The following is a 25,054-nucleotide window of genomic DNA, read 5'->3' as shown; positions in this document are numbered from 1 at the left end:
ACGCATAATTATGATAATATATGAGTGTAATTTAAAACTCGTTAACGAGTGAGCAGCGATGCTCACTCTTTTTATTGGACTAATCTGGATAGGAGGCGCAAACGTGAGCAATAATGTTGTTGAGACCATTCAGCCGTTGGCACAAGCCATTGTGGCGGCCCACCAGTTTGAATTAGTTGATGTTGAATTTGTGCGTGAGGGTCAGAGCTGGTACTTACGACTCTATATCGATAAGCCAGGGGGCATTAACATTGAAGAATGTGCCATGGTTAGCGATGAATTGAGTGAAAAATTAGATGGAATGGATCCTGATCCAATTCCACAAGCTTACTTTTTAGAGGTTTCTTCGCCAGGTGCTGAGCGACCACTTAAAAAGGAAGCTGATTATCAACAAGCTATTGGCAAGTACATTCACGTTGGCTTGTATCAAAAAACTGAGGGTAAAAAGGTCTTTGAGGGCGACTTAGCCGCGGTCACTCCCGAAACTTTAACGATTAATTACTTAGATAAAACGCGGCACAAAACCATTACAATCGACCGGCAGCAGATTTCACAAGCGCGGTTGGCAGTTAAGTTTTAGTAAAGGAGCTTACACATGAGTAAGGAATTATTAGGGGCGTTAGACACCCTTGAAACAGAAAAAGGCATCAAAAAAGAAGTTGTTATCGATGCCTTGGAAGCAGCTTTGGTTTCTGCTTATAAACGTAACTATGGTCAAGCTCAAAACGTTGAAGTTGACTTTGACCAAGTTAAGGGTAATATTCATGTTTATGCCGTTAAGGAAGTTGTCGAAGATGTGTTTGATTCGCGTCTAGAAGTTAGCCTTCAAGATGCTTTAGCCATTAACCGTGCTTATGAAATTGGTGATGAGATTCGATTTGAAGTCACGCCAAAGGATTTCGGTCGGATTGCGGCTCAAACCGCTAAACAAGTCATTATGCAGCGGGTGCGCGAAGCCGAACGTGGCATTATCTTTGACGAATATAGTCAATACGAAAATGAAATCGTGACGGGTGAAGTTGAACGTCAAGATAATCGTTTTGTGTATGTGAGTTTAGGCAAAGTGGAAGCCGTGATGGGTCGTTCTGATCAATTACCTGGTGAAACTTACCGGATTCATGACAAGATCAAGGTGTATGTCTCTAAGGTTGAAAATGCGACCAAGGGCCCACAAGTGTTCGTTTCACGGACCGCGCCAGACTTGTTGAAGCGTTTATTTGAACAAGAGGTTCCAGAAATTTTTGATGGAATCGTTGAAATTGTTTCAATTGCGCGTGAAGCTGGCGATCGTGCTAAGGTAGCGGTTCGTTCTAACAACCCTAACGTTGATCCAGTCGGGACTTGTGTTGGGCCTAAAGGTCAACGGGTCCAGACCATCGTCAATGAGTTACACGGCGAAAATATGGATATTGTGGAATGGACTGACGATACTGCGGTCTTTATTGCCAATGCGTTGAATCCAGCCGAAGTCTTAGACGTCATTTTTGATCCTGAGAATGAACGGGGCTGTACCGTCGTTGTCCCTGATTACCAATTATCATTAGCAATCGGTAAACGTGGTCAAAATGCCCGTTTGGCTGCAAAATTAACCGGCTTTAAGATCGATATTAAATCGGAAACGGAAGCTTCTGATATAATGGATGAGAACCCAGCGGATGTCGCTGAGGCTGAAACAGCCCCTGAGACAGAAACTGAGGATAGCTCGGATGCACCAACTGAGACGAGCGCTGCGGCAGCCGAACCAACCTCTGCGACCGACGATGAAGTTGCGGACGATGGTGAAGCATCAGCCAATGATAGCGAAGCCTCAGCAAGTGATGATGAGTAACTAGAGGAGGTCTGGGCGTTGAAAAAAAGAAAAGTGCCGTTACGTAAAGATATTGTAACGGGTGAAATGCATCCCAAGAAAGAACTCGTACGTGTAGTTAAAAACAAGCAGGATGAAGTTTCCGTTGATCCGACCGGTAAAAAGCCGGGTCGTGGGGCTTATATTACACTAGATGTCGCGGTTGCTGAAAAAGCTAAACAACAGAAGACTTTTGATAAGGCTTTTGGCGTTAAAGTGGATGCAGCATTCTACGATGAATTAGTGGCTTACGTTGATCACCAACAAGCCCGAAAGGAATTATTCGGTGATGACGCCTAAACAAGCTTGTTTAAACTTACTGGGCCTTTCACGGCGTGCCAAACAACAGATTGCCGGTGAAAATTTAACACTGAACGCAATCCGTAATCAATCTGCAAAGCTGGTTTTTATTGCCAGTGATGCGGGTCCCTCGACAGCCAAAAAATTTCATGATAAGGCCCAATCTTATGATGTCCCAGTGATTGATATCTTGACTCGCGCAGAACTGACTGCGGCAAATGGCAACCCACGTACTGTAATTGCGATTACCGATGCTGGTTTTGCCAAGAAAATGGTGGCGATCATGACAAATTAAGGAGGGTGAAGATATGGGGAAAAAGCGAATTTATGAATTAGCGAAGGAGCTACATGTTCCAAGTAAACAGTTGATTGCGCAAGCACAACAGTTGGGATTCTCCGTTAAAAATCATATGTCGACACTCGGTGACAACGAAGAGCGCCAATTAAAGGGCACTCAAGCTGGCACCAATCCTAAATCTAAAACGGCCGGGGAAACCGGTTCAGCTTCGAAGTCGGAAGCTAAAAATGTGACACGAACTGCTAACCAGCAGCAATCCAACTCGCGTCATCAACAGAGTGGTGATTCTTTGAATAATAATCGAAATAATAACAATAATCATAGCCAAAACCGTCCCAACAATAACAGCAGTAGCAATGGAAACCGTGCAAACAATCATAGTTCACGGTCTACCAGTTCACGGCCAGCAAGTAATGGGACCCGAACGAACAGTAGTAACGGGACTCGTTCGAACAATACGGCTAACCGGAGTACTAGTAACGGTCAGAATCGGAATGGCGGCCAAAACCGGTCGAACAATTCAACGGCTAATCGCAATAGTAACAACCGGTCAAATAGCAGCAATGGGACGAGAAGTAACAATGGTAACCGTTCAAACAATAGTTCAGCAAATCGGACTAGCGGTGGCCAAAATCGTTCAAACAATGGTCAAAACCATAGCAATAACAGCCAAAACCGCTCAAGTAATACGCAAAACCGGAATAATAATTCGGCAAACCGGAGTACTAACAGTAGCAATGGCAACAACAATAGTAGTCGTAATGGCAGTGGCCGCTTTGGCGGTAGCTTGAACAATAACGGCGGTGGTGGTCGTTACCGTGGTAATAACAATAACCGCCGTCGTAATAACAAGAAGCAAAACCGGAAGAATCAACGGATTCGGCAAGTGAATAACAAGCCGGCACCAGTTCGGAAGGATAAGCCATTACCAGAAACCTTAGTCTATACGGTCGGGATGAATGCGCAAGATTTGGGTAAGATTTTGCATCGCGAACCAGCTGAAATTATCAAGAAGTTGTTCATGTTAGGTGTGGCGGTTAACCAAAACCAATCACTTGATAAGGATACGATTGAAGTTCTGGCAGCCGACTATGGGATTAATGCCCAAGAAAAGGTTGAAGTCGATGTAACTGACTTAGACAAGTTCTTCGATGATGAAAATCAAAACATGGAAAATGCTGTGACTCGCGCACCCGTTGTCACTGTCATGGGGCACGTTGACCATGGTAAGACGACCTTGCTTGATAAGCTTCGGCATACCCACGTTACCGCTGGTGAAGCCGGTGGGATCACGCAAGCTATCGGGGCCTACCAAGTGAAGCATGATGGTAAATCCATCACCTTCTTGGATACGCCTGGACATGCGGCCTTTACCGAAATGCGGGCACGTGGTGCTGATATTACCGATATCACGGTCTTAGTCGTTGCGGCGGATGATGGTGTGATGCCACAAACTATCGAAGCCATCAACCATGCGAAAGCAGCCAAAGTACCAATTATCGTCGCAGTTAACAAGATTGATAAGCCCGGCGCTAACCCTAACCATGTCATGGAACAATTGACCGAATACGGTTTGATTCCTGAAGACTGGGGTGGCGAAACGATCTTCGTTCAAATTTCAGCGAAATTCGGTAAGAATTTGGATGAATTATTGGACATGATCTTGTTACAAGCTGAAGTATTGGAATTGAAAGCTAACCCAGATCAAAACGCCGCTGGTTCCGTTTTGGAAGCTAGTTTGGATCGTGGGAAAGGCTCAACGGCAACCTTGTTAGTTCAACAAGGGACGATGCATGTTGGTGACCCAATCGTTGTTGGGAATACCTATGGTCGTGTCCGGACGATGACGAATGACAATGGTCGCCGGATTCAAGAAGCCATTCCATCCACACCAATCGAGATTACTGGTTTGAGTGATGTACCTGAAGCTGGGGATCGTTTCGTCGTGTTTGACGATGAAAAGACCGCTCGTGAAGCCGGTGAAGAACGGGCTAAGCAAGCTTTGATGGACGAACGGAAGCAAACGAACCATGTGACATTGGACAACTTGTTTGATTCAATGAAGCAAGGCGAGCTTAAAGAAGTTGACGTCATCATCAAGGCTGATGTTCAAGGTTCAGTTGAGGCCTTGGCTGGTAGTTTGAAGAAGATCGAAGTCGAAGGTGTCCGGGTTAACATTATCCATACTGCTGTTGGGGCCATTAACGAAAGTGATGTGGCTTTGGCGGAAGCAAGTAATGCCATCATCATCGGGTTCAACGTTCGACCAACGCCACAAGCAAAGTCGCAAGCTGACACTGACGATGTTGATATTCGTTTGCATCAAGTCATCTACAACGCGATTGATGAAATCGAAAGCGCGATGAAAGGGATGCTCGAACCGAAATATGAAGAAAAGATCACTGGTCAAGTCGAAATCCGTGAAATCTACAAGGTTTCTAAGGTTGGGACTATCGGTGGTGGGATGGTCACAGATGGGGTCATTCATCGTGATTCCGGTGTCCGGGTCATCCGTGACAGCGTCGTGATTTATGACGGTAAACTGGCTAGTTTACGTCGCTTCAAGGACGATGTTAAAGAAGTTAAACAAGGTTTCGAATTAGGTCTTCGAATTGAAGATTACAATGATATCAGAGTTAATGATGTCATCGAAGCTTATGTCATGAAAGAAATTCCGATTGAATAAGCAATCTCTCAAGGAGGTGCATTAGAATGGCACAACATTATCGGGTTGGTCGACTGGAACAAGAGATCCAAAAAGAAGTCGACGACATTCTATTGAAGCGTGTTCGTGATCCACGGGTTGCTGAGTCTGGGTTAACTATTACCGGTGTTACGGTAACGGGTGACTTACAACAAGCCACGATCTTCTACAGCATTTTATCGGACAAAGCGTCTGATGGTGAGAAGACTGCCCAAGGACTTGAAAAGGCTAAGGGGTTAATTCGTAGTGAATTAGGCTCTCGGCTTAGCATTTACAAGACGCCTGAACTGATATTTGAACGGGATACTTCTATTCAATATGGGAGTCGGATCGACGAATTGATCAACAATTTAAAACGCCACGACTAGTTGTTCAAGTCTGGTTATTGACCGTTTCGGGTTTTTACTCGAAACGGTCTTTTTTTGGCGTTAAACCTAGTCAGCAGCGTTAACTGTCGACTCATTGGGTTTAGCTTTGAAGGCAAGTCATGAGTCGGTGATTTTATTGAATGTGGTATACTAAAAAAAGTTAATTTTAAGGAGTAAATTTATGCCAAACGGAATTTTACCATTATATAAACCACGTGGCTTGACGAGTTTTGACTGCGTGGCTAAAATTAGAAGACTCTATCATACCCGCAAAGTAGGGCATTCAGGGACTCTAGATCCTAGTGTCGACGGGGTATTACCCATTTGTATTGGCAACGCTACCAAAGTCGTGCAGTTTTTGGTGGCTTCTGGCAAACAGTACCAGGGCAGTATGACGTTGGGGTTTGCGACGACCACGGAAGATTTAGACGGCGATGAAATCGAGCGAATGGCCATTGCTAAGCCATTCACGACCGCTGAAATTGATGCGGCCTTAGCCACGATGACGGGCGAGATCACGCAGATTCCACCGATGTTTTCCGCCGTTAAAGTGAATGGTCGTCGGCTATATGATTATGCTCGTCATGGTGAGACCGTGGCCCGACCTGAACGTCACATTACGATTGGTCGTTTTGTCCAACGCCAAGCTGCGACTTATGATGCTGAAACGCAAACGCAGACCATTTATTTTACGGTCGATTGTAGCAAAGGGACTTATGTCCGCACCTTAGCAGTGGATGTGGGCAAACAACTTGGCGTTCCAGCGGTCATGAGTGATTTGACTCGTTTGAAGAGTGGCGGCTTTAACTTAGCTGAGACGATCACGTTTGACCAGATTGAAGCAGCTGTGGCGGCCGGGACGGAAGCTGACTTGTTGGCACCAATTGAGAAAGCTTTAACGCAATATCCGCAGGTCGCACTAACGGCAGCGCAATGGGCGCGGGTTAAAAATGGTGCCTGGTTGTTGGCGGATGAAGGACAGCAAGCCAATCCGGATGCGGACACGATTCTTGCATTGACCTACCAAGACCGCATAAAATGTTTGTATAGTTATCGGACTGAAGAACAACGGTACAAGCCGTTCAAAATGTTCTCAGTTGAATAAGGAGTTTTTGACATGCAGGTGATTAATTTAAGTTATCCTTATGTGGCGAGTCAAATTCCAGCTGGGGCGATCACGTTAGCACTCGGCTTTTTTGACGGCGTGCATCGGGGACATCAACGGGTCGTCGCCACCGCGCGAGCCGCAGCTAAAGCCACAAACACGAAATTAGCGGTGATGACGTTTGATCAGCATCCATCCGTCGTTTTTCAACACGCTGAACCAGATCATGTGCGTTATTTGACGACGGTTTCACAAAAGGTGAGCCTCATGGCTGAAATGGGTGTCGACATCCTCTATGTGTTGCATTTTGACGCCGCAGTGGGGTCAATGCCACCGCAAACTTTTGTGGACCAGTTGATTGTTGGGTTACATGCCACGACGGTGGTGGCAGGCTTTGATTATACTTACGGACCCGCGGCGATTGCCAACATGCAGCGATTAAATGATTACGGTCATGATCGTTTTGAGATTATTGAAGTCCCTAAGGCCATTGATGGGACGGAAAAAATCAGCTCGACCCGGATTCGTACTGCGTTGGACGCGGGCGCAATTGATGAGGCGAATACGCTGCTTGGTTACCAGTACGAAACGATGGGAACCGTTGTGCATGGGGAAGCTCGTGGCCGCACGCTCGGCTTTCCAACGGCCAATGTTGCTCATAGCAACAATACCCGTGTCCCTGGAATTGGCATTTATGCCACGATGGTTAAAGTGGAAAATCAGTGGGTGACTGGGATGGCATCCGTGGGGCGCAACGTCACTTTTGGGGATGACCGGCCAGTGACCGTTGAAATTTACTTATTGGATTTTAGTGGTGATATTTATGGTCAGGCGTTAACGATTCGTTGGGGTCACCGGATGCGTGGGGAAATTAAGTTTGCTGATGCGGCGGGCTTAGTGAAACAGCTCAAGCAAGACGAACAGGCCACACGCGACTATTATCTTACGCAGCCATTTCACGCGCAGCCACGGCTTTGGTCCGTGTTACGGGCGCAAAAGGAGAACTAATATGGATACAAGTAAAATTTTTCAACATGGTACTTTAGGGTTGCTGGTTCCAGGACTCTATGACGGGACCATTACGGCTGGTGAGTTATTGAAGCATGGTGATACCGGGATTGGGACGTTAGATGGTTTGAATGGTGAGGTCATTATTTTGGATGGTCAGGCCTATCAAGCGCGTGAAGACGGTCAAGTGCGTCAAATTTCGGCAACGGAAACGTTACCATTTGCGTCGGTACATTTTGAAGCTGCTCAAGCTGGTACACCCGTGAGTGATTTAGGACAAGCGGCGTTTCAGCAACAAGTGCAAGCCGACAATCAATTAACGAATGTTTTTGCCGCGATTCGCGTTGACGGTAGTTTCAAGCGGGTTAAGACTAGAGTTGCGCCACATCAAACTAAGCCTTACCAGACTTTGGTTGCCGCGACGGCCACTCAGCCTGAATTTGAAGGGACCGACGTCAAGGGAACAATCATCGGTTATTTTGCGCCGCACCTATTCCAAGGGGCGACGGTGGGTGGCTTCCACTTACACTTCTTGAGTGCAGATCATCAACTTGGCGGGCATCTCTTAGATTTTGAAATTGATCAGGCCCAACTGAAAGTTCAAAAATTTGCTGATTTTCAAGTACACCTACCCATTGATAATGCAGATTACTTACAGGAACAATTTGATAATGAAACCATTGATTCAGCCATTAACAAAGCTGAACGCTAGGTTGATGGGTCCGAGGAAAGCTTCCTCGGACTTTTTTAGCACTCGACCAATTATTTTGCTAAAATACTTTGTCTTTCCTTGACTTTAAGGGGTGGGGTTGTTATATTAGTAATTGTGTTAGCACTCCATTAAGTTAAGTGCTAAAAAGAGGTGATGATCACGTTAACTGAACGACAAAGCCTAATTTTGAAGGCGATTGTCCGTGACTATACCGAAGGCGGTACCCCAGTTGGGTCCAAATCTTTAGTCCAAGAGTTGCCGATGAAGGTTAGCTCCGCCACGATTCGTAATGAAATGGCGCGACTTGAAGATTTGGGATTAATCGTCAAAACGCATTTGTCTTCTGGTCGAATTCCATCAATTAAGGGTTATCGTTATTATGTTGATCATATCCTGACACCTGAAAAGGTGGATAATCGTGACTTGAAGGTCATCCAACATTCGTTGGGTGGTGAATTTCATAAGATCGATGAGATCGTGGCGCAGTCGGCGGATATCTTGTCACAATTGACGAGTTATACGACTTTTACCCTACGGCCGGAATTGAAACATAGTCGGCTCAGCGGCTTCCGTTTAGTACCGCTTGGCAATCATCAAGTCATGGCCATTCTGGTGACTAATAACGGGGATGTTGAGAATCAGACGTTTACGATTCCGAATGATCTTTCCGGTGATGAACTAGAGCCAGTCGTTCGTTTTATCGATGATCAATTGATCGGCCTGCCGTTAGAAGACGTCCTCGCCAAATTACAACAAGAGATTCCATTGAAATTATCGCGTTATTTGCAAAATCCCGATGGTTTCTTGGATATTTTTGGCAGTGTGTTGTCCAAGGCAGCTTCCGAAAGGTTTTATGTTGGTGGCAAGTTAAACTTGTTTAACTATACGAGTCAACAGAATCCGAAAGAAATGCGATCATTGTATTCATTGCTAGATCAAACGGATAACTTGGCCAATGTGATTGGCACACCTGGTCAACACATTCAAGTTCGGATCGGGAATGAGATCACCAACGATTTATTGAAAGACTACAGTTTGATCACCGCAACGTATGACGTTGATCAGCACGGGCAAGGTATTATCGCCTTGCTTGGGCCGACAGCCATGCCATACTCACGGATGATCGGTCTGATGGGTGCGTTTCAACGTGAACTGGCCCGCAAACTGTTAGATTATTACCGGTACTTTGACGAGTGACGGACAGGGAGATGAAATCATTGGCAAAGAAACCAACTAGCGCAACCGATTCAGCTGAAAGTACGGCTAGCCAAGCGGCGCAATCCACTGCCGACTCAGCAACAGCTAAGTCGACGGCAGAAAAAGCGACGACTAAAAAGGCAGCAGCAACCAAGGTTGATCCTCGTGAGGCTCAAATTGCAGCATTAAAGCAGCAATTGGACCAGAAGGATGATCAGTTATTGCGAACCCAAGCTGAATTGGTCAATATGCAAAATCGTTTCAAGAAAGAGCAAGCATCGATCATTAAATATGATGGTCAGACGTTGGCAAAGGACGTGTTGCCAGTGCTGGATAACTTGGAACGAGCATTAGCCACCGCGGCTACCGATGAAACTGCTAAGCAGTTGAAGAAGGGTGTCGAAATGGTTTATGGGCATTTGCAAGAAGCCCTCAAAAAGAATAGCGTAACTGAAGTTCCAGCAGATGGTGAGAAATTTGATCCGAACGTTCACCAGGCCGTGCAAACGGTGCCGGCGGACAAAGATCATCCTGCCGAAACGGTAGTTCAAGTTTTACAAAAAGGTTATCTATTTAAAGACCGGACGCTTCGACCTGCAATGGTTGTTGTGGCCCAGTAATAATAAAAAAATAAAATTAAAAGAGGTTTGTTAATTTATGGCAAGTAATAAAATTATCGGGATTGACCTCGGGACGACTAACTCTGCGGTTGCCGTACTCGAAGGTAGCGAACCAAAGATTATTACGACTCCTGAAGGCGGCCGGACGGTCCCATCAGTTGTCGCATTTAAAGATGGCGAAACTCAAGTTGGTGAAGTTGCCAAGCGGCAAGCTATCACCAATCCTAACACGGTAGCTTCAATCAAGCGTCACATGGGTGAAGCTGGTTACAAAGTAAATATTGAAGGCAAGGATTATACGCCACAACAAATTTCTGCGATGATTTTACAATACATCAAGGGATTTGCGGAAGATTATTTAGGCGATACGGTTGAAAAGGCCGTTGTGACGGTGCCAGCTTACTTTAATGATGCCCAACGGCAAGCCACTAAAGATGCTGGTAAGATTGCTGGCTTGAACATCGAACGGATTATCAATGAACCAACAGCTGCAGCGTTAGCTTATGGTTTGGATAAAACGGACAAAGATGAAAAAATCTTAGTTTATGATCTTGGTGGTGGGACTTTTGATGTTTCCATCTTGGAATTAGGCGATGGGGTCTTTGAAGTCTTATCAACGAACGGTGATACCCATCTTGGTGGGGATGATTTTGACCAAAAGATCATTGATTGGTTAGTTGCTGGCTTCAAGGCTGACAATGGCGTTGACTTGTCACAAGACAAGATGGCATTACAACGGCTAAAGGATGCTGCTGAAAAAGCGAAGAAGGACCTTTCAGGGGTTTCTGAAGCACAAATCAGCTTACCATTTATTTCAGCTGGTGCTAGTGGTCCGTTACACTTGGAACAAACTTTAACACGTGCTAAGTTTAACGAATTGACTGAAGACCTTGTTGACAAGACCCGGGTTCCAGTTGAAAATGCGTTGAAGGATGCTAATTTACAAGCTTCTGACTTGGACGTTGTCATCTTAAACGGTGGGTCAACTCGGATTCCAGCTGTTCAAGAAGCTGTTGAAAAATGGACTGGCAAAGAATCAAACCATTCTATTAACCCTGACGAAGCGGTTGCCTTAGGTGCTGCGGTTCAAGGTGGGGTCATCACTGGTGATGTGAAAGACGTTGTTTTACTTGATGTCACACCATTGTCATTAGGGATTGAAACCATGGGCGGTGTCTTCACGAAGTTGATTGATCGTAACACGACCATCCCAACGAGTAAGTCACAAGTCTTCTCAACGGCCGCTGATAACCAACCAGCCGTTGATATTCATGTCTTACAAGGTGAACGGCCAATGGCAGCAGATAACAAGACATTGGGTCGTTTCCAATTAACTGATATTCCAGCAGCCCCACGTGGTGTTCCTCAAATCGAAGTTAAATTCGATATTGATAAGAACGGTATCGTGAACGTTTCTGCTAAGGATATGGGCACGAACAAAGAACAAAAGATTACCATCAAGAGTTCATCGGGTCTCTCTGACGAAGAAATTGATCAAATGGTCAAGGAAGCCAAAGAAAACGAAGATGCTGATAAGAAGCGTAAAGAAGAAGTTGACTTGAAGAACGAAGTTGACCAATTGATCTTTACGACGGATAAGACGCTCAAGGAACTCAAAGGTAAAGTTTCTGACGAAGAAGTCAAGAAGGCTCAAGATGCCCGTGATGCTTTGAAGAAAGCTCAAGATGACAACAACGTTGAAGAAATGAAAGCCAAGAAGGATGACTTGAACAAGATCGTCCAAGACTTATCAGTTAAACTTTATCAACAGACCCAACAAGCACAAGGTGACGCTAAGGGCGCTACTGATGCGACTGGCGATGCTGGTAAGGGTGATGATGCCAAAGGCGATGGCAAGACCGTCGATGGCGACTTCGAAGACTTAGATAAAGATAAGGACAAGAAGTAAAATTTACCGGTTGAATCAAAAAGCCAAGGCCGCGCGGCTTTGGCTTTTTGCGTCAACTATGCTAGTATTAGTGAGACTTTATTAAGGATCATTAGGAGGTTACAATGGCAGAACAAGATTTATATAAGGTTCTGGGTGTTGCAAAAGATGCCAGTCAGGATGAAATCAAGAAAGCTTACCGAAAACTTTCGAAAAAGTACCATCCCGATTTGAACCATGAACCTGGCGCTGAAGACAAGTTTAAAGCGGTCAATGACGCGTACGAAACATTAGGTGATCCGCAAAAACGGGCGCAATATGATCAATTCGGTTCAACTGGTGGTCAACAACAAGGCTTCGGCGGTGGTGCTGGCGGCTTTGGCGGTCAAGACTTCGGTGGTTTTGGCGGCGGCGGTGGTTTCGAAGATATTTTCAGCTCATTTTTTGGTGGTGCTGGTGGCGGTGGTCGCCGACCAAATCCAACGGCACCGCAACAAGGCCGTGATTTACAATATGAGATGACCTTGAAATTTGAAGATGCCATCTTTGGTAAGAAGACCAACATTACTTACAATCGTGAGGAACAATGTGAGACTTGTGGTGGTTCTGGTGCGAAACCCGGGACCTCACCAGTGACTTGTTCGAAATGTCATGGGAGTGGTTATATTCAAGTTCAAACGAATACGCCACTTGGTCGCATGATGAGTCAACAAGTTTGTGATGTTTGTCATGGTAGTGGTAAGGAAATCAAAGATAAGTGTGCCACTTGTGGGGGTTCTGGTCATACTGAACAGAGTCATTCCATTAAAGTGACGGTACCTGCTGGGGTTGAAGAAGGCCAACAAATGCGTCTTCAAAACCAAGGTGAAGCCGGCGCGAATGGTGGCCCTTACGGTGATTTGTTTATTGTTTTCCGTGTGGAACCTAGCAAAGAGTTCGAGCGTGATGGTGCCACGATCTACTTCAAGTTACCGATTGACTTTGCTCAAGCTGCTTTGGGTGATGAAGTTGCAGTTAAGACGGTACACGGTGATGTCAAATTAAAGATTCCTGCTGGAACGCAGACTGGGACGACCTTCCGCTTACGTGGCAAGGGCGCACCTCGCTTACGTGGTAACGGGAATGGTGACGAACGGGTGACTGTTTCGATCCAAACGCCAACGAAATTGAATAAAGGCCAAAAAGAAGCTCTCAAGACTTTTGCAAAAGCTAGTGGCAAAACAGTTGCTGGTAATGGCTCATTATTTGATAAGTTTCGTGGGGTTTAAAAAAATCAGTAAGACATGTCTAGAAAATTAGGCATGTCTTTTTTTTGCGTTGTTTTAGCATGGTTAAAAATGTCATACACCATCATCAACGATTAACCGTATCAAACGTAAAGCTGGTCGACTTGGTTTATTAACTGAACTGCCTGGCGACGGCTTTTTCAGCAAACTGTTTCGATATATTATAACTATAATATTGCGGGTGCTAGACTTATTTAAGGAGGTGAACCAATGGGATTCGAAGAATGTAGTGGGGGCAAATCAACGGTAATGTTACAAAACCGTTACAGACGATGGTTTCGGCAAGACGCACACGCAGACTTTTATGATTTTCAAGCGCAAACGACGAATAATCGGTATCAGTTGGTAAACTATTCCTTGAACTTAATGTACCGCTAGTCGGTGACAGTTCGTGGCAAATTGACTGACGGGGAAGTTAACAATAATGAAGCGATTAGAATTAGGATTAGTTTTGATGTTCGGGTTAATCTTGATTGGTGGTGGCGTCGGATATCGATGGCATCAACACAATCAAGTGGTGGCTGCTGAACAAAAGAAGCAAGCAGTGGCGAAACAAGCTAAGCGTAAAGCCGAGCAGCAACGCAAGATTGCTGAAAAAATCAATGCAGACCCGTTTAACAAGACGCGTTCGACCAACCAACAAATTACGCACATCTTAAAACTGAGTCATTTTGTTGGGACGGCGTTAGTGGTTAAGAATAACCACGTGGTTTATCAAAAAGGATTTGGTTACTCGGATGCGGCGACCAAAGTCAAAAATGGGCCGCAATCGAAATATCAGATCTTGTCGATTCAAAAGTCGTTGACCGCTGCAGCCATTATGCAGTTGGTGCAAGCGAAGAAAATAAAGTTGTCGGATAAGTTATCCAAATATTATCCAAGCATTTCCCATGGTCATGAGATCACCTTACGGATGATGCTCGATATGGCAAGTGGGTTACGACAAACGGGTAGTTCAAAAGACGAACTGCCAGAAGATGAGGTCGTTAATGAAGCAGTGACACATATAGGCTTTACGCCAGCTAAATATAATGTGTTTCACTATTCATCGGTTAACTTCTTGCTATTAGCTGGAATTATTCGTCAACAAACTGGTCAATCCTATCAAAGCTACTTTGAGAAACATTTCATTAAAAAATTAGGGCTCAACGGATCCGGATTTGTGACTGACGGACTTGGTAAGCATGCGACGCTAGGTTATTCAGCTAGTGAGACGCAGATTTTGCCTGACTACACGAAACCAGTTGATGAGACTAAAGCACAAATGGCGAATGAGTTAGGAACTGGCCAAGTTTATATGACTGCCGGTGATCTGTTTAAGGTTGAATCGGGGATCTTGAAGGGTAAGTTGATGACGAAGGCCAACGTGGCAATCTTGCATACGCCTTCGGCTACCGGGACTTATGGCGGTGGTGTTTATAATGAACAGCCCGCTGTAATTCGGTCTCACGGGGTCGGATATGGGTATGAATCGGCGTTGAAATTATCAACGGATGGCAAAAACGGGGTGGTCTTGTTAAGCAATTGCAACCGCCAAGCAGTCACGATTCAGACCGCAACTGCCAAGATCTTTGAGGAACTGATGTTGCAAACTAATTAATGGTAATGGCTCATGGCGCTGATTTTAGGAGGTGACTGTATGTTTACGAAATTGAAAATTTGGTTCGAGCGTCCGGTCGTGCAATTTATTGCGTTGACGGTGTTCTACTTTGCCATCATGCTGGCGCTGGTTTATCTGTACGGTTACAGTGGGATTAACCAAGCGAAGTTTATTTACAATGAATTCTAACTGGGAAGGTAACAACGCTCTTTTTGGGGGAGATTACTGATGATCAAAAATATTATTGACACTATTGATAACTTTGCACGGACCCAACCTGAAAAAGTGGTCTATGATGTGCAAGGTGTCACGCATACCTATGCGGACTTAAAACGGTACTCAGATGCGCTTGCAGCACATTTGGATACTTTAGATTTAGCAGCGGGGGCGCCTATCATCGTTTTTGGTGGGCAAACCTTTGAAATGATTGCCACCTTTTTAGGTATTGTGAAGTCTGGTCGGGCTTACATTCCGATTGACACCCATTCGCCAAATGAACGGTTGACTATGATTAATGAAATTGCAAAGCCAGCTGCCGTGATTGCTGTCGCTGAACTCCCTACCGGAGTTGGAACGACCCCAGTGATCACACCAGACCAATTGGCAGCAATCTTTGCAACCACGGTCGACTATCAGGCGGATCATGCTGTCAGTGGTGATGATGATTACTATATTATCTTTACTTCTGGGACCACGGGTAAGCCTAAAGGGGTCCAGATCAGTCACGATAACTTACTCAGCTACGTGAACTGGATGTTGGGTGATGACTTTGGCTTACCAGCACAACCTAAGGCATTGTCACAACCACCATATTCATTTGACCTTTCAGTGATGGATGTTTATCCAACCTTGACAGCCGGTGGGACTTTATATGCCTTGCCTAAAGCAGTGACGGATGATTTTAAACAACTGTTTACGGTGTTGCCAACGTTACCAATAAACGTGTGGGTTTCAACGCCATCATTTATGGATATTTGTTTATTGGAACCTAAGTTTAACGCCGAACATCTGCCAAACTTAACGCACTTCTTGTTCTGTGGTGAAGAGTTAACGCATAAAACTGCGGCAACCTTGAAAAAACGGTTCCCAGCAGCACGTGTCTTTAACACTTATGGGCCAACTGAAACTTGTGTGGCAGTCACGCAAATTGAAATTACCACTGCGGCCTTGGATCGGTTTGAACGTTTACCAATTGGTTATGCAAAAGCTGATACCAAGATGGTTGTTGTCGATGAAGCTGGTAAACCTGTACCTAATGGGACTGAAGGTGAGTTGATTATTGCTGGGCCAAGTGTTTCCAAGGGTTATTTAAACAACCCTGAGAAGACGGCTAAGGCATTCTTCAAGCTAGATGGCCAACGGGCTTATCATTCTGGTGATATTGGCACGATGGACGCTGACGGCTTGTTCCGTTACCGTGGTCGGGTTGATTTCCAGATCAAGATGCATGGATATCGAATTGAATTAGAAGAAGTTGATCATTTCTTAGGTCAACAGCAACACATTAAACAAGCGGTAGCCGTACCGAAGTACGATAAAGAGCATAAGGTCACCCAAATGATTGCCTATGTGGTGCCAAAGCCAAATGATTTTGAAACTGACTTTGCATTGACCACGGCAATAAAAAAAGATTTACAAGGAATGATGATGGAATATATGATTCCTCAACGTTTCGTCTATCAAGAGAGCTTGCCATTAACGCCAAACGGCAAAATTGATGTCAAGTCGATCATGAAAGAGGTTAATCCGGAATGATGTCATTTGACCCATACGGTAACCCGACGTACTTCATCTTACTTTTCATTGCTCTGTTACCGTTAATGATTGGATTACTTTACGGCCACCGGTCACACATTTACGAATCAATCATCTCGTTTGTCTTCTTGCTCCTAACATTTGGGGGGACCAAGTGGCATACCGGGATTGCCTTGATTATTTATTTGATTTATCAAATTTGTTTAGTTTGGTTATACTCCAAGTATCGGCAACGCCCAGATTCGCCTAATAAAGGTTGGATCTTCGTAGTGAGTGTGATTTTAGCGATTGTGCCATTGTTCTTTGTTAAGATCACGCCGGCTTTGGAACATGGCGCGAGCTCAATTATTGGTTTCTTGGGGATTTCTTATTTAACTTTTAAAGTCGTTCAAACCATCATGGAAACGCGTGATGGCGTGATCAAGGAATTCCATCCAATATTGTTTGGTCAGTTCTTACTGTTCTTCCCAACGATTTCATCCGGGCCAATTGACCGTTATCGTCGTTTCGTCAAAGACTACGATAGCGTGCCGACACGGGCAAAATATTTGGATTTGATGGAAAAAGGGGTCCGTTATATTTTCTTGGGCTTCCTCTACAAATTCTTGTTAGCCTATATTTTTGGGACTGTGATGTTACCAACAGTTGAACATGCGGCATTACAAGCACACGGTCTTTCTTGGGCCTTGTTAGGTGTCATGTACACTTACAGTATGGATCTGTTCTTCGATTTCGCGGGTTACAGTTTATTCGCGGTCGGGGTCAGTTACTTGATGGGTGTCGAGACGCCAATGAACTTTAACCATCCGTTCAAATCAAAAAATATCAAAGACTTCTGGAATCGTTGGCACATGACGTTGTCCTTCTGGTTCCGAGACTTTATATACATGCGAATGGTCTTCTTCATGATGAAACACAAAGTCTTCAAGAGTCGCATTACGACTGCCAATGTCTGCTACGTGATCAACATGTTGATCATGGGGTTCTGGCATGGCGAGACTTGGTACTACATCGTTTATGGGCTGTTCCATGGGTTTGCGATGGTGATCAACGATGCTTGGTTACGTTACAAGAAGAAACATCAAGCTCAAATTCCGCATAATAAATTTACGGAATGGTTTGCGATTTTCCTAACGTTCAACGTGGTTTGTCTTAGTTTCTTAATTTTCTCAGGATTTTTGAACACCTTGTTCTTTGTCCCACGTAACTAAAAAAATAAATTTAAAAAAGGAAGTTATTAATCATGGATGACACAAAATCAACTGTACTTTCAATTTTACAAGATCTAACCGGGGAAGATGTTTCAAGTAATATGGATACGAACTTATTTGAAGAAGGTATTTTAGACTCAATGGGTTCCGTACAACTTTTATTGGAATTACAAAACCAATTAGGGATTGAAGTGCCTGTCTCAGAATTCGAACGGTCAGAATGGGACACCCCTGCTAAAATCGTTGCTAAGGTCGAGAACATGCAATGAGTGTTCCAAAACGCCTTTTTAAGATTTTTGGGCCAATTATTTTGGCAGCAATCTTATTATTGGCCGTTCTGCTCTCACCATTCTCTTTCGGATTAAATCATGTTTCAAAAGAGACCGAAAAAAAGGCGGCGGTTTCGCTGTCGCCCAATGTATTAAAGGGTCGCCTCGTTAAACGTCAAGCGTTAAACGATGGCTACGTCCCATTCTTTGGTTCTTCTGAATGGTCACGATTTGATCCGATGCATCCGTCAGTATTGGCAGATAAGTATCAACGTAATTACCGGCCATTCTTATTGGGGGCACGTGGTACTCAGTCTTTGACTCAATACTTTGTGATGCAATCGGTTAAGAAGCAGTTAACTAATAAGAAGGCTGTCTTTGTAATTTCGCCACAATGGTTTGTCCCACATGGGATGCGTAAAGATGCTTTTTCGTACTACTATTCACCTTTACAAACTACTGACTGGTTACAAACTGAAAAGAATACCGAGATGGACCGTTATGCGGCCAAACGACTGTTACAAATGCCGTCTGGATCATCTGATCGCGTGCTTGCGGATGCGTTAGTCCGTGTGGCAGCGGGTATGAAGCCAACCAGTGCGCAACGTGCCTATATTGATTACAAGGCACGGGTGCTGGGGAGTGAAGATGAATTCTTCTCGAAATTTGGGATTTCGGGTAAGAATCTCGGTAAAGTCGATGCTGCTGAAAAGCAATTGCCTGCTGAATATAACTACGCTAAGCTAGATCGCTTGGCTGGTGAAATTGGTAAGCAACAGACGACTTCCAATAGTTTGGAAATTAGTAACACGTTCTGGAAGACCCAATTACGTCGTAACTACAAGCATCTAAAGCAGTCGCAAACGACTTTGGATTACACCAAGTCAACAGAATTCTCTGATTTCCAATTAGTCTTAAATCAATTTGCTAAGAACCATACCGATGTCATGTTTATTATTCCACCAATCAATCAACGGTGGTCAAATTACACGGGCCTCTCGATGAAGATGATTGCGCAATTTGATAAAAAGATTCGCTATCAGTTAACGAGTCAAGGTTTCAACAATATCACAGACTTGTCACAGGATGGCGGTCAAGACTACTTCATGACCGATACGATTCATTTAGGTTGGCGTGGTTGGTTAGCTGTTGATCAAAAACTCAATCCATTCTTGAGTAAAAAAGCAACAACGAAGCCGCAATACCGCTTAAATAATGATTTCTACACGAAGCGTTGGCAACAATTGAATCCTGATAATCTCAAAGCTTTTGAACAACAATAAGCTGCGTCAATAACCCTAGTCCATGTCGACTAGGGTTATTTTGTGCAAAAAAATTAAGCGCCATTAGTAAGCCGTGCGAAGATATTAAATTATTTATTCGGCTATTAACGCCTTGAAGACCTCAAAGTGGCATAATGAGGTTGGTCAACATAGCGAGAATCGGATCACGTAGACAGGTGATGGGGATCAGTGTCGATCGTGATTCGAATCAGATTAATTTTGGGGGATTGAGCATGTGGAAACGGCGGGGAAAGTTAAAATTGTGGTTTGGTCTAATGGGACTTTTAGCAGGCTTAGCCATGGGGCAAGGCGTGCGTGCAGCGACTAAAAGTGGACGAGTCATTCCGACAAATGATACCGGTTACAGTGTCGTAGTGAAATTACCGAGTCAACAAATTGAATCAAAAAAAGCCCTTTTTGATCTACGGTTAGTGGCAGGACAATCGCAAACCTTACAGGCGGTCATTTATAATTCTACTGATTATGATATGAAAATTGCGATGGCGATTCGGACGGCTAATACCACTGCCAGTGGGCGGATTGGGTACATGAAATCAGCACAACCAGCCGAGCCAACGTTACGGTATCGGCTGACGGATCTCGCCAAGTTGGCAGGCCCTAAAATGGTGATTGTGCCCGCTAATAGTCAAAAGTTAGTGACGGCTCGTATTGTGTTACCACAGACCGATTTTCAAGGGGTTATTTTAGGTGCTTGGTGTTTTAAACCAGTCAACGCGGATGGCACCACGCCGCAAAAGAAAGCTCGGGGAAAGCGCTCAGAAGTCAGGCTAAAACTCACCGTGGGCCAAGTCCCAACGCCCAATGTGAAACTGTTAAACGTCAAAGCTGGCAGTTATCACAGTCATCAGGCAGTTTATCCGGTGCTTGAAAATTCGACTGCGACGATCATTTCGCACTTGACCGTCCAAACGACCATTACCGCTAAAAAAAGTGGAAAAGTTGTCAAGCGTTGGCGTCAATCCTCGGTCACCTTAGCGCCTAATTCAACTTTTAGTCCCGCAATTATCTTGAGAAAAGCGGGTCTGAAGCCGGGTGACTATCAATTAAAGATGCGCCTTCATAATCGTGATCATCGTTGGGTCGTTCAGCGTGATTTCAAATTGGATGCAACGACTGCGGAAAAAGTCAATGCGGATGCGATTAAACGTTCAGGAATCGGTGGTCACTGGTTGGTCTTGTTCGCGATGGCAGTCGTGTTCATTGTTGGCTGGCTAGTGATGGTTTGGCGTAAGCACCGACGAAATCCCAGCCGAGACAAGCAAGGATAATTCTGGAAAATTGGTAAACTCAACCTACTGAGGTCATTACCAATTTTTTTATTGCGCTAATTTTAAGAGACTAAGCCCGCTAAGTTCTTGGCACAAGTCAAATTACTTGAAGAATTACGGCACCGCTTGACGGAAAAATTGTGATTGTTGGGCTTAGTTGGTATAATTGTCTGGACTAGGAATTAGTAAGAAAGTAGGAAAATAAATGGATAAAGCGACAATGCAAGATCGACAGAAACATATCCGAAATTTTTCAATCGTCGCCCACATTGATCATGGTAAATCAACGTTGGCTGATCGGATTCTTGAATTGACGGATACTATCTCGAAGCGTGAGATGCAAGACCAAGTGCTGGATTCAATGGACTTGGAACGCGAACGGGGAATCACGATCAAGTTAAATGCGGTAGAATTACACTACAACGCTAAAGATGGTGAAACTTACATTTTCCATTTAATCGATACGCCTGGACATGTCGACTTCACATATGAAGTATCACGGAGTTTAGCGGCCTGTGAAGGGGCCATTTTAGTTGTGGATGCTGCACAAGGGGTCGAAGCACAGACGCTTGCTAACGTGTATTTAGCGATTGATGATGACTTAGAGATCGTACCGGTTATCAATAAGATTGATTTACCTTCTGCGGAACCAGAAAAAGTCCGCAAAGAAATCGAAGATGATATTGGGATTGACGCCTCAGATGCCGTTTTAGCCTCGGCCAAAGCCGGTATTGGGATCGAGGAACTGTTAGAGCAAGTGGTGCATAAGATTCCAGCGCCAACAGGTGACTTAGATGCGCCGCTGAAGGCATTAGTGTTTGATTCGATCTATGATGACTATCGTGGGGTTGTTTTAAGTGTCCGTGTGCACGAAGGTATTGTGCGCCCAGGTGACAAGATTCGGCTCATGAATAGTGGTAGCGAGTACGAAGTGACGGAAGTCGGCGTCAATTCGCCAAAACCGATTGCGCGTGATTTTCTGATGGCTGGTGATGTCGGCTATATTACGGCTAGCATTAAAGATATTCAGGATACGCGTGTCGGGGATACGGTGACCAACGCAGCTAATCCCGCTGAGAAGGCTTTAGCCGGTTATCGTGAAATGAATCCGATGGTCTATGCTGGGATTTATCCAACTGATAATGCGAAGTTTACGGACTTGCGAGAAGCTTTGGAGAAATTAAAGCTGAATGATGCTGCCTTAGAATTTGAAGCTGAATCCTCACAGGCCTTAGGTTTTGGGTTCCGCTGTGGTTTCTTGGGACTCTTACACATGGATGTGATTCAAGAACGGCTAGAACGCGAATTTAATCTAGACTTGATCACAACTGCGCCATCAGTAACGTATCATGTCATCATGACGGATGGCACTGAAAAAGAAGTTGAAAATCCAGCTGAAATGCCGGAAGCTTCCTCATTAAAGGAAATCCGTGAACCGTATGTCAAAGCACAAATTATGGTGCCCAACGATTATGTGGGTGCTGTTATGGAATTGGCACAACGTAAGCGTGGTGAATTTGACACGATGGCATATTTAGATAATAACCGGGTCAATGTGGTTTACCATATTCCGTTGTCAGAAATCATTTTTGACTTTTTTGATAAATTAAAGTCCAATACTCGTGGTTATGCTTCATTGGATTACGACTTGGAGGGCTACCGTGCGAGTGACTTGGTTAAAATCGATATCCTCTTAAATGGGGACAAAGTGGATGCACTGAGTTTTATTGCGCATCGTGACTTTGCGGCCGCTCGTGGACGTGAGATTGCTTCGAAATTGAAGACGATCATTCCACGACAAAACTTTGAAATTCCAGTTCAGGCCACAATTGGGGCCAAAGTCATCGCGCGGACTAATATTAAAGCCTACCGGAAAGATGTCACGGCACATCTGTATGGTGGTGACCGCACACGTCGTATGAAGTTACTTGAAAAGCAAAAAGTTGGGAAGAAACGGATGAAGGCTGTGGGTCGTGTCGAGATCCCACAGGAAGCGTTCATGGCGGTTCTCAAAACTGACGAAGAAGAAAAGCCGTCGTAATATAAAATGGCCTGACCAATATCATGGTTGGTTCGCTAACCATGATATTTTATACCCAAATTAACAAAAAGGGATTAATCAGCACTATGCTGACTAATCCCCTTTTGTGTATACCAATTAACGAAAATGCAACCAATTGTTATAGGCAACCTATCCCCAGCTGTTGGTCATATAAGGGAGTTGTAATAAGCCATCGGTCGTCGGATCGGTAGTGCCTTTAGTTTGAAGATGCCATTGGCCTTGTTCGTCCTTGGTTGCCACAACTTTTTTACGTTTGCCTTCGGTGTTCTTATAAAAACAGTTTTCGTGATCCGCGCCAATTTCACGAGCGAGAATTTGATTGGAAGTAATGTAGCCATCATTCGTCTGAAACCGTTCGATTTGATCCACACTAGTTAATTCAGTGTGACCACGTTGATAAATTTTTTCGATTAAAATCATAATAGATGTCCCCCTGTATAGATAGTCCGTCCCAACTGCAAATAGTTTAGCATAATTAATTTGGTTATCGATAGCATTCGAGATAGTTTTATCAAATATTCAATAATTAAAGCGGGTTTCTTGCCTAACCGATAGTGAATTGATACAATAAGTGTTTAAAATCTGTTATAATATCATTCAGAGTTAACGGACTGGAGCTTGATAAATTAAGTTCTTAAATAAAATCAATTTCACATTGTGAAGGAGAGATCAACGACATGTTAAAGCGCACGAAACAGTATTTGCGATCGATTAATTATGATTACGACAAAACATATATCCGACCGCTTATGGTTCCCGACAGCGTTTACGTGTTGAAATTCGGTAAGGACCATCGAAATAATCGCGTGGTCGTGAAGTATAGTCATACTTGGACTGGACGCGTTAAAATTAATGAGATTGCCTTACGTCTGCATAAGCAGAAGCATCCTCGAATTTTTAAGCACGAAGCGGATATGCTCAAGTATTTAAATAAACGTTTGAACATAAAAGCGGCTGATTAGTCGCTTTTTTAGTCCACAGAATTGGAGCAAGATCATGACTATTACAACATTTTTAAGCGGTCGTTCGACGCCTCAAATTGCGGCAGCACTATTGGGAACGAAGTTGGTCTTGCAAACCAGTCAAGGGCCGATCAGTGCTTGGATTACTGAAACTGAGGCTTATTTGGGTGCACAGGATGCTGGGGCGCATGCATTTAAAAATCATCAGACCAATCGTAACCGGGCACTTTGGCTGCCAGCGGGGACGATTTATATTTATCAAATGCGGACTCAATATCTACTTAATCTCGTGACACAGCCGGCTGGTACGCCAGAATGTGTTTTAATCCGTGGTATTGAACCGGCCAGTGGCTTAACACAACTACAACATAATCGGCCAGTACCTTTAGCAAACTTGACGAATGGTCCCGGAAAACTGATGCAAGCCCTAGGTTTGGATAAAAGCTTGAATGGGACACCATTGTCTGCGGAGACACTAAATTTAGCGTTAACGACTGTGAAGCAACCGCGACTCGTGGCTCATAGCGCCCGTATTGGTATTGTGAACAAGGCTGATTGGACCACGGCGCCCCTGCGTTATTTTGTAGCCGGTAATCCATTTGTGTCGCAAGTTCGTAAACATGATATTGATGTGGCGACGCACGGCTGGTTAACTTAGCGTTAAGTAGTCGATCAACAAAGAGGAGTGATCTTTTGACAACAGAACTAGAAAAACTTGAAAATGGTGATTGGTATTACTTTTTGGATGAAGAAGTCGTTGCTCGTAAAGCCCGAGCAGCCAAATTATGTCAGGAATTTAATGCCATTTCGGCGACCGACCCGGCTAGCCAAACGGCCAAGATTCGTGGAATCTTTGGTCAAGCCGGTAAAAGTGTCTCGGTTCAGGCCACGTTCAACTGTGACTATGGGAAAAATATTCGAGTCGGTGATGACTTTTTGAGTAATTATAATTTGACGATTTTGGATATCGCCCCCGTGACCATTGGTAATCATGTCATGATTGGGCCTAATGTGGGCTTATATACCGTTAATCATCCGATGACAGCGCAAGGTCGTCGTCAGTATTTAGCGAAAGCGACGCCGATTACGATTGGTAATGATGTTTGGTTTGGTGGCAATGTGACCGTGTTACCTGGTGTGACAATTGGGAACAATGTTGTTATCGCAGCTGGGGCGGTCGTTACTCATGATATCCCAGATAACTGTTTAGCTGGTGGTGTTCCTGCTAAGGTAATTAAACCGTTGGAAACAGATGGTCAGATAAATACTTCCGAGAAATAGGTTAAATGAT

General features: G+C 44.4%; 26 protein-coding genes. 25 read left to right on the top strand and 1 reads right to left on the bottom strand.

Features of this window, described 5'->3' with window-relative positions; all coding sequences use genetic code 11:
• Window positions 1–58: 58 nt before the first annotated feature.
• From rimP to lepA, 22 genes are all read left to right on the top strand, one after another.
• Entirely contained in the window at window positions 59–580 is a 522-nt protein-coding gene (gene rimP, locus RA086_RS07710) for a ribosome maturation factor RimP (RefSeq protein ID WP_308703256.1), read from the top strand.
• A 15-nt stretch (window positions 581–595) separates the two neighbouring features.
• Complete coding sequence (nusA, locus tag RA086_RS07705) at window positions 596–1,828, top strand: transcription termination factor NusA (protein WP_308703255.1); 1,233 nt, start codon at window positions 596–598, stop codon at window positions 1,826–1,828.
• 18 nt (window positions 1,829–1,846) lie between these two features.
• The gene (rnpM, locus tag RA086_RS07700; RefSeq protein ID WP_308703254.1) at window positions 1,847–2,146 is read left to right on the top strand and encodes an RNase P modulator RnpM; all 300 of its coding nucleotides are present in this window, start codon (window positions 1,847–1,849) and stop codon (window positions 2,144–2,146) included.
• The gene (locus tag RA086_RS07695; protein WP_308703253.1) at window positions 2,136–2,441 is read left to right on the top strand and encodes a L7Ae/L30e/S12e/Gadd45 family ribosomal protein; all 306 of its coding nucleotides are present in this window, start codon (window positions 2,136–2,138) and stop codon (window positions 2,439–2,441) included. Before rnpM ends, RA086_RS07695 begins: the two co-directional genes overlap by 11 nt.
• A gap of 13 nt (window positions 2,442–2,454) precedes the next feature.
• Complete coding sequence (infB, locus tag RA086_RS07690; protein ID WP_308703252.1) at window positions 2,455–5,130, top strand: translation initiation factor IF-2; 2,676 nt, start codon at window positions 2,455–2,457, stop codon at window positions 5,128–5,130.
• 26 nt (window positions 5,131–5,156) lie between these two features.
• A complete protein-coding gene (rbfA, locus tag RA086_RS07685) occupies window positions 5,157–5,516 on the top strand; it encodes a 30S ribosome-binding factor RbfA (RefSeq protein ID WP_308703251.1) in 360 nt (119 codons plus the stop codon).
• A 181-nt stretch (window positions 5,517–5,697) separates the two neighbouring features.
• On the top strand, window positions 5,698–6,621 hold the full coding sequence (truB, locus tag RA086_RS07680) for a tRNA pseudouridine(55) synthase TruB (RefSeq protein ID WP_308703250.1): 924 nt from the start codon (window positions 5,698–5,700) through the stop codon (window positions 6,619–6,621).
• A 12-nt stretch (window positions 6,622–6,633) separates the two neighbouring features.
• Window positions 6,634–7,629: a riboflavin biosynthesis protein RibF gene (ribF, locus tag RA086_RS07675; protein WP_308703249.1), complete on the top strand. Its 996-nt coding sequence runs from the start codon at window positions 6,634–6,636 to the stop codon at window positions 7,627–7,629.
• 1 nt (window position 7,630) lies between these two features.
• Window positions 7,631–8,341 (top strand): acetolactate decarboxylase, encoded by a 711-nt coding sequence (budA, locus tag RA086_RS07670; RefSeq protein WP_308703248.1) that lies wholly within the window; start codon window positions 7,631–7,633, stop codon window positions 8,339–8,341.
• Window positions 8,342–8,494: 153 nt separating this feature from the next.
• Complete coding sequence (gene hrcA, locus RA086_RS07665) at window positions 8,495–9,538, top strand: heat-inducible transcriptional repressor HrcA (RefSeq protein ID WP_308703247.1); 1,044 nt, start codon at window positions 8,495–8,497, stop codon at window positions 9,536–9,538.
• 20 nt (window positions 9,539–9,558) lie between these two features.
• Window positions 9,559–10,158, top strand: coding sequence for a nucleotide exchange factor GrpE (gene grpE / locus RA086_RS07660; protein WP_308703246.1), 600 nt, complete (start codon window positions 9,559–9,561; stop codon window positions 10,156–10,158).
• Window positions 10,159–10,195: 37 nt separating this feature from the next.
• The gene (gene dnaK, locus RA086_RS07655; RefSeq protein ID WP_308703245.1) at window positions 10,196–12,067 is read left to right on the top strand and encodes a molecular chaperone DnaK; all 1,872 of its coding nucleotides are present in this window, start codon (window positions 10,196–10,198) and stop codon (window positions 12,065–12,067) included.
• Between the two features lie 104 nt (window positions 12,068–12,171).
• Window positions 12,172–13,314, top strand: coding sequence for a molecular chaperone DnaJ (dnaJ, locus tag RA086_RS07650; RefSeq protein WP_308703244.1), 1,143 nt, complete (start codon window positions 12,172–12,174; stop codon window positions 13,312–13,314).
• A gap of 228 nt (window positions 13,315–13,542) precedes the next feature.
• Window positions 13,543–13,710 (top strand): hypothetical protein, encoded by a 168-nt coding sequence (locus RA086_RS07645; RefSeq protein WP_308703243.1) that lies wholly within the window; start codon window positions 13,543–13,545, stop codon window positions 13,708–13,710.
• Window positions 13,711–13,756: 46 nt separating this feature from the next.
• The gene (locus RA086_RS07640) at window positions 13,757–14,932 is read left to right on the top strand and encodes a serine hydrolase domain-containing protein (protein ID WP_308703242.1); all 1,176 of its coding nucleotides are present in this window, start codon (window positions 13,757–13,759) and stop codon (window positions 14,930–14,932) included.
• A gap of 39 nt (window positions 14,933–14,971) precedes the next feature.
• Window positions 14,972–15,121 carry a teichoic acid D-Ala incorporation-associated protein DltX gene (locus tag RA086_RS07635; protein ID WP_308703241.1) on the top strand — a complete coding sequence of 50 codons (150 nt, stop codon included), beginning with the start codon at window positions 14,972–14,974 and terminating at the stop codon, window positions 15,119–15,121.
• 39 nt (window positions 15,122–15,160) lie between these two features.
• Complete coding sequence (gene dltA, locus RA086_RS07630) at window positions 15,161–16,687, top strand: D-alanine--poly(phosphoribitol) ligase subunit DltA (RefSeq protein ID WP_308703240.1); 1,527 nt, start codon at window positions 15,161–15,163, stop codon at window positions 16,685–16,687.
• The gene (gene dltB, locus RA086_RS07625; protein ID WP_308703239.1) at window positions 16,684–17,898 is read left to right on the top strand and encodes a D-alanyl-lipoteichoic acid biosynthesis protein DltB; all 1,215 of its coding nucleotides are present in this window, start codon (window positions 16,684–16,686) and stop codon (window positions 17,896–17,898) included. Before dltA ends, dltB begins: the two co-directional genes overlap by 4 nt.
• A gap of 32 nt (window positions 17,899–17,930) precedes the next feature.
• Window positions 17,931–18,167 carry a D-alanine--poly(phosphoribitol) ligase subunit DltC gene (gene dltC, locus RA086_RS07620; RefSeq protein ID WP_308703238.1) on the top strand — a complete coding sequence of 79 codons (237 nt, stop codon included), beginning with the start codon at window positions 17,931–17,933 and terminating at the stop codon, window positions 18,165–18,167.
• The gene (gene dltD, locus RA086_RS07615) at window positions 18,164–19,450 is read left to right on the top strand and encodes a D-alanyl-lipoteichoic acid biosynthesis protein DltD (RefSeq protein ID WP_308703237.1); all 1,287 of its coding nucleotides are present in this window, start codon (window positions 18,164–18,166) and stop codon (window positions 19,448–19,450) included. The genes dltC and dltD overlap by 4 nt, the downstream gene beginning before the upstream one ends.
• Window positions 19,451–19,683: 233 nt before the next feature.
• Entirely contained in the window at window positions 19,684–20,739 is a 1,056-nt protein-coding gene (locus RA086_RS07610; protein WP_308703236.1) for a DUF916 and DUF3324 domain-containing protein, read from the top strand.
• A gap of 205 nt (window positions 20,740–20,944) precedes the next feature.
• Window positions 20,945–22,780 (top strand): translation elongation factor 4, encoded by a 1,836-nt coding sequence (gene lepA / locus RA086_RS07605; protein WP_308703235.1) that lies wholly within the window; start codon window positions 20,945–20,947, stop codon window positions 22,778–22,780.
• A 150-nt stretch (window positions 22,781–22,930) separates the two neighbouring features.
• Here the strand turns inward: lepA and RA086_RS07600 are convergent, their stop codons facing one another.
• Window positions 22,931–23,221, bottom strand: a complete 291-nt coding sequence (locus RA086_RS07600; protein ID WP_308703234.1) for a hypothetical protein — start codon at window positions 23,219–23,221, stop codon at window positions 22,931–22,933.
• Between the two features lie 257 nt (window positions 23,222–23,478).
• On the opposite strand from RA086_RS07600, the gene RA086_RS07595 reads away from it, so the two are divergent.
• Genes RA086_RS07595 through RA086_RS07585 form a run of 3 tightly spaced genes read left to right on the top strand, consistent with a single transcriptional unit; the run spans window position 23,479 to window position 25,044 of the window.
• Window positions 23,479–23,763: a hypothetical protein gene (locus RA086_RS07595; RefSeq protein WP_308703233.1), complete on the top strand. Its 285-nt coding sequence runs from the start codon at window positions 23,479–23,481 to the stop codon at window positions 23,761–23,763.
• A 34-nt stretch (window positions 23,764–23,797) separates the two neighbouring features.
• Entirely contained in the window at window positions 23,798–24,421 is a 624-nt protein-coding gene (locus tag RA086_RS07590; RefSeq protein ID WP_308703232.1) for a DNA-3-methyladenine glycosylase, read from the top strand.
• 35 nt (window positions 24,422–24,456) lie between these two features.
• Window positions 24,457–25,044, top strand: coding sequence for a sugar O-acetyltransferase (locus RA086_RS07585; protein WP_308703231.1), 588 nt, complete (start codon window positions 24,457–24,459; stop codon window positions 25,042–25,044).
• The last annotated feature ends 10 nt before the right edge of the window (window positions 25,045–25,054 follow it).

It is taken from the genome of Lactiplantibacillus brownii (genome assembly GCF_031085375.1).
GTDB classification, from domain to species: domain Bacteria; phylum Bacillota; class Bacilli; order Lactobacillales; family Lactobacillaceae; genus Lactiplantibacillus; species Lactiplantibacillus brownii.
Note: the sequence above shows the minus strand (reverse complement) of the source record. Positions and strands in the feature narration are given on the sequence as shown.

Bases quoted from the DNA above. Each gene is read 5' to 3' on its own strand.
- rimP (WP_308703256.1), top strand. From the start codon at position 59: ATGCTCACTCTTTTTATTGGACTAATCTGGATAGGAGGCGCAAACGTG.
- nusA (WP_308703255.1), top strand. From the start codon at position 596: ATGAGTAAGGAATTATTAGGGGCGTTAGACACCCTTGAAACAGAAAAA.
- RA086_RS07695 (WP_308703253.1), top strand. From the start codon at position 2,136: ATGACGCCTAAACAAGCTTGTTTAAACTTACTGGGCCTTTCACGGCGT.
- infB (WP_308703252.1), top strand. From the start codon at position 2,455: ATGGGGAAAAAGCGAATTTATGAATTAGCGAAGGAGCTACATGTTCCA.
- rbfA (WP_308703251.1), top strand. From the start codon at position 5,157: ATGGCACAACATTATCGGGTTGGTCGACTGGAACAAGAGATCCAAAAA.
- truB (WP_308703250.1), top strand. From the start codon at position 5,698: ATGCCAAACGGAATTTTACCATTATATAAACCACGTGGCTTGACGAGT.
- ribF (WP_308703249.1), top strand. From the start codon at position 6,634: ATGCAGGTGATTAATTTAAGTTATCCTTATGTGGCGAGTCAAATTCCA.
- budA (WP_308703248.1), top strand. From the start codon at position 7,631: ATGGATACAAGTAAAATTTTTCAACATGGTACTTTAGGGTTGCTGGTT.
- hrcA (WP_308703247.1), top strand. From the start codon at position 8,495: ATGATCACGTTAACTGAACGACAAAGCCTAATTTTGAAGGCGATTGTC.
- dnaK (WP_308703245.1), top strand. From the start codon at position 10,196: ATGGCAAGTAATAAAATTATCGGGATTGACCTCGGGACGACTAACTCT.
- dnaJ (WP_308703244.1), top strand. From the start codon at position 12,172: ATGGCAGAACAAGATTTATATAAGGTTCTGGGTGTTGCAAAAGATGCC.
- RA086_RS07645 (WP_308703243.1), top strand. From the start codon at position 13,543: ATGGGATTCGAAGAATGTAGTGGGGGCAAATCAACGGTAATGTTACAA.
- RA086_RS07640 (WP_308703242.1), top strand. From the start codon at position 13,757: ATGAAGCGATTAGAATTAGGATTAGTTTTGATGTTCGGGTTAATCTTG.
- RA086_RS07635 (WP_308703241.1), top strand. From the start codon at position 14,972: ATGTTTACGAAATTGAAAATTTGGTTCGAGCGTCCGGTCGTGCAATTT.
- dltA (WP_308703240.1), top strand. From the start codon at position 15,161: ATGATCAAAAATATTATTGACACTATTGATAACTTTGCACGGACCCAA.
- dltB (WP_308703239.1), top strand. From the start codon at position 16,684: ATGATGTCATTTGACCCATACGGTAACCCGACGTACTTCATCTTACTT.
- dltC (WP_308703238.1), top strand. From the start codon at position 17,931: ATGGATGACACAAAATCAACTGTACTTTCAATTTTACAAGATCTAACC.
- dltD (WP_308703237.1), top strand. From the start codon at position 18,164: ATGAGTGTTCCAAAACGCCTTTTTAAGATTTTTGGGCCAATTATTTTG.
- RA086_RS07610 (WP_308703236.1), top strand. From the start codon at position 19,684: ATGTGGAAACGGCGGGGAAAGTTAAAATTGTGGTTTGGTCTAATGGGA.
- lepA (WP_308703235.1), top strand. From the start codon at position 20,945: ATGGATAAAGCGACAATGCAAGATCGACAGAAACATATCCGAAATTTT.
- RA086_RS07600 (WP_308703234.1), bottom strand. From the start codon at position 23,221: ATGATTTTAATCGAAAAAATTTATCAACGTGGTCACACTGAATTAACT.
- RA086_RS07595 (WP_308703233.1), top strand. From the start codon at position 23,479: ATGTTAAAGCGCACGAAACAGTATTTGCGATCGATTAATTATGATTAC.
- RA086_RS07590 (WP_308703232.1), top strand. From the start codon at position 23,798: ATGACTATTACAACATTTTTAAGCGGTCGTTCGACGCCTCAAATTGCG.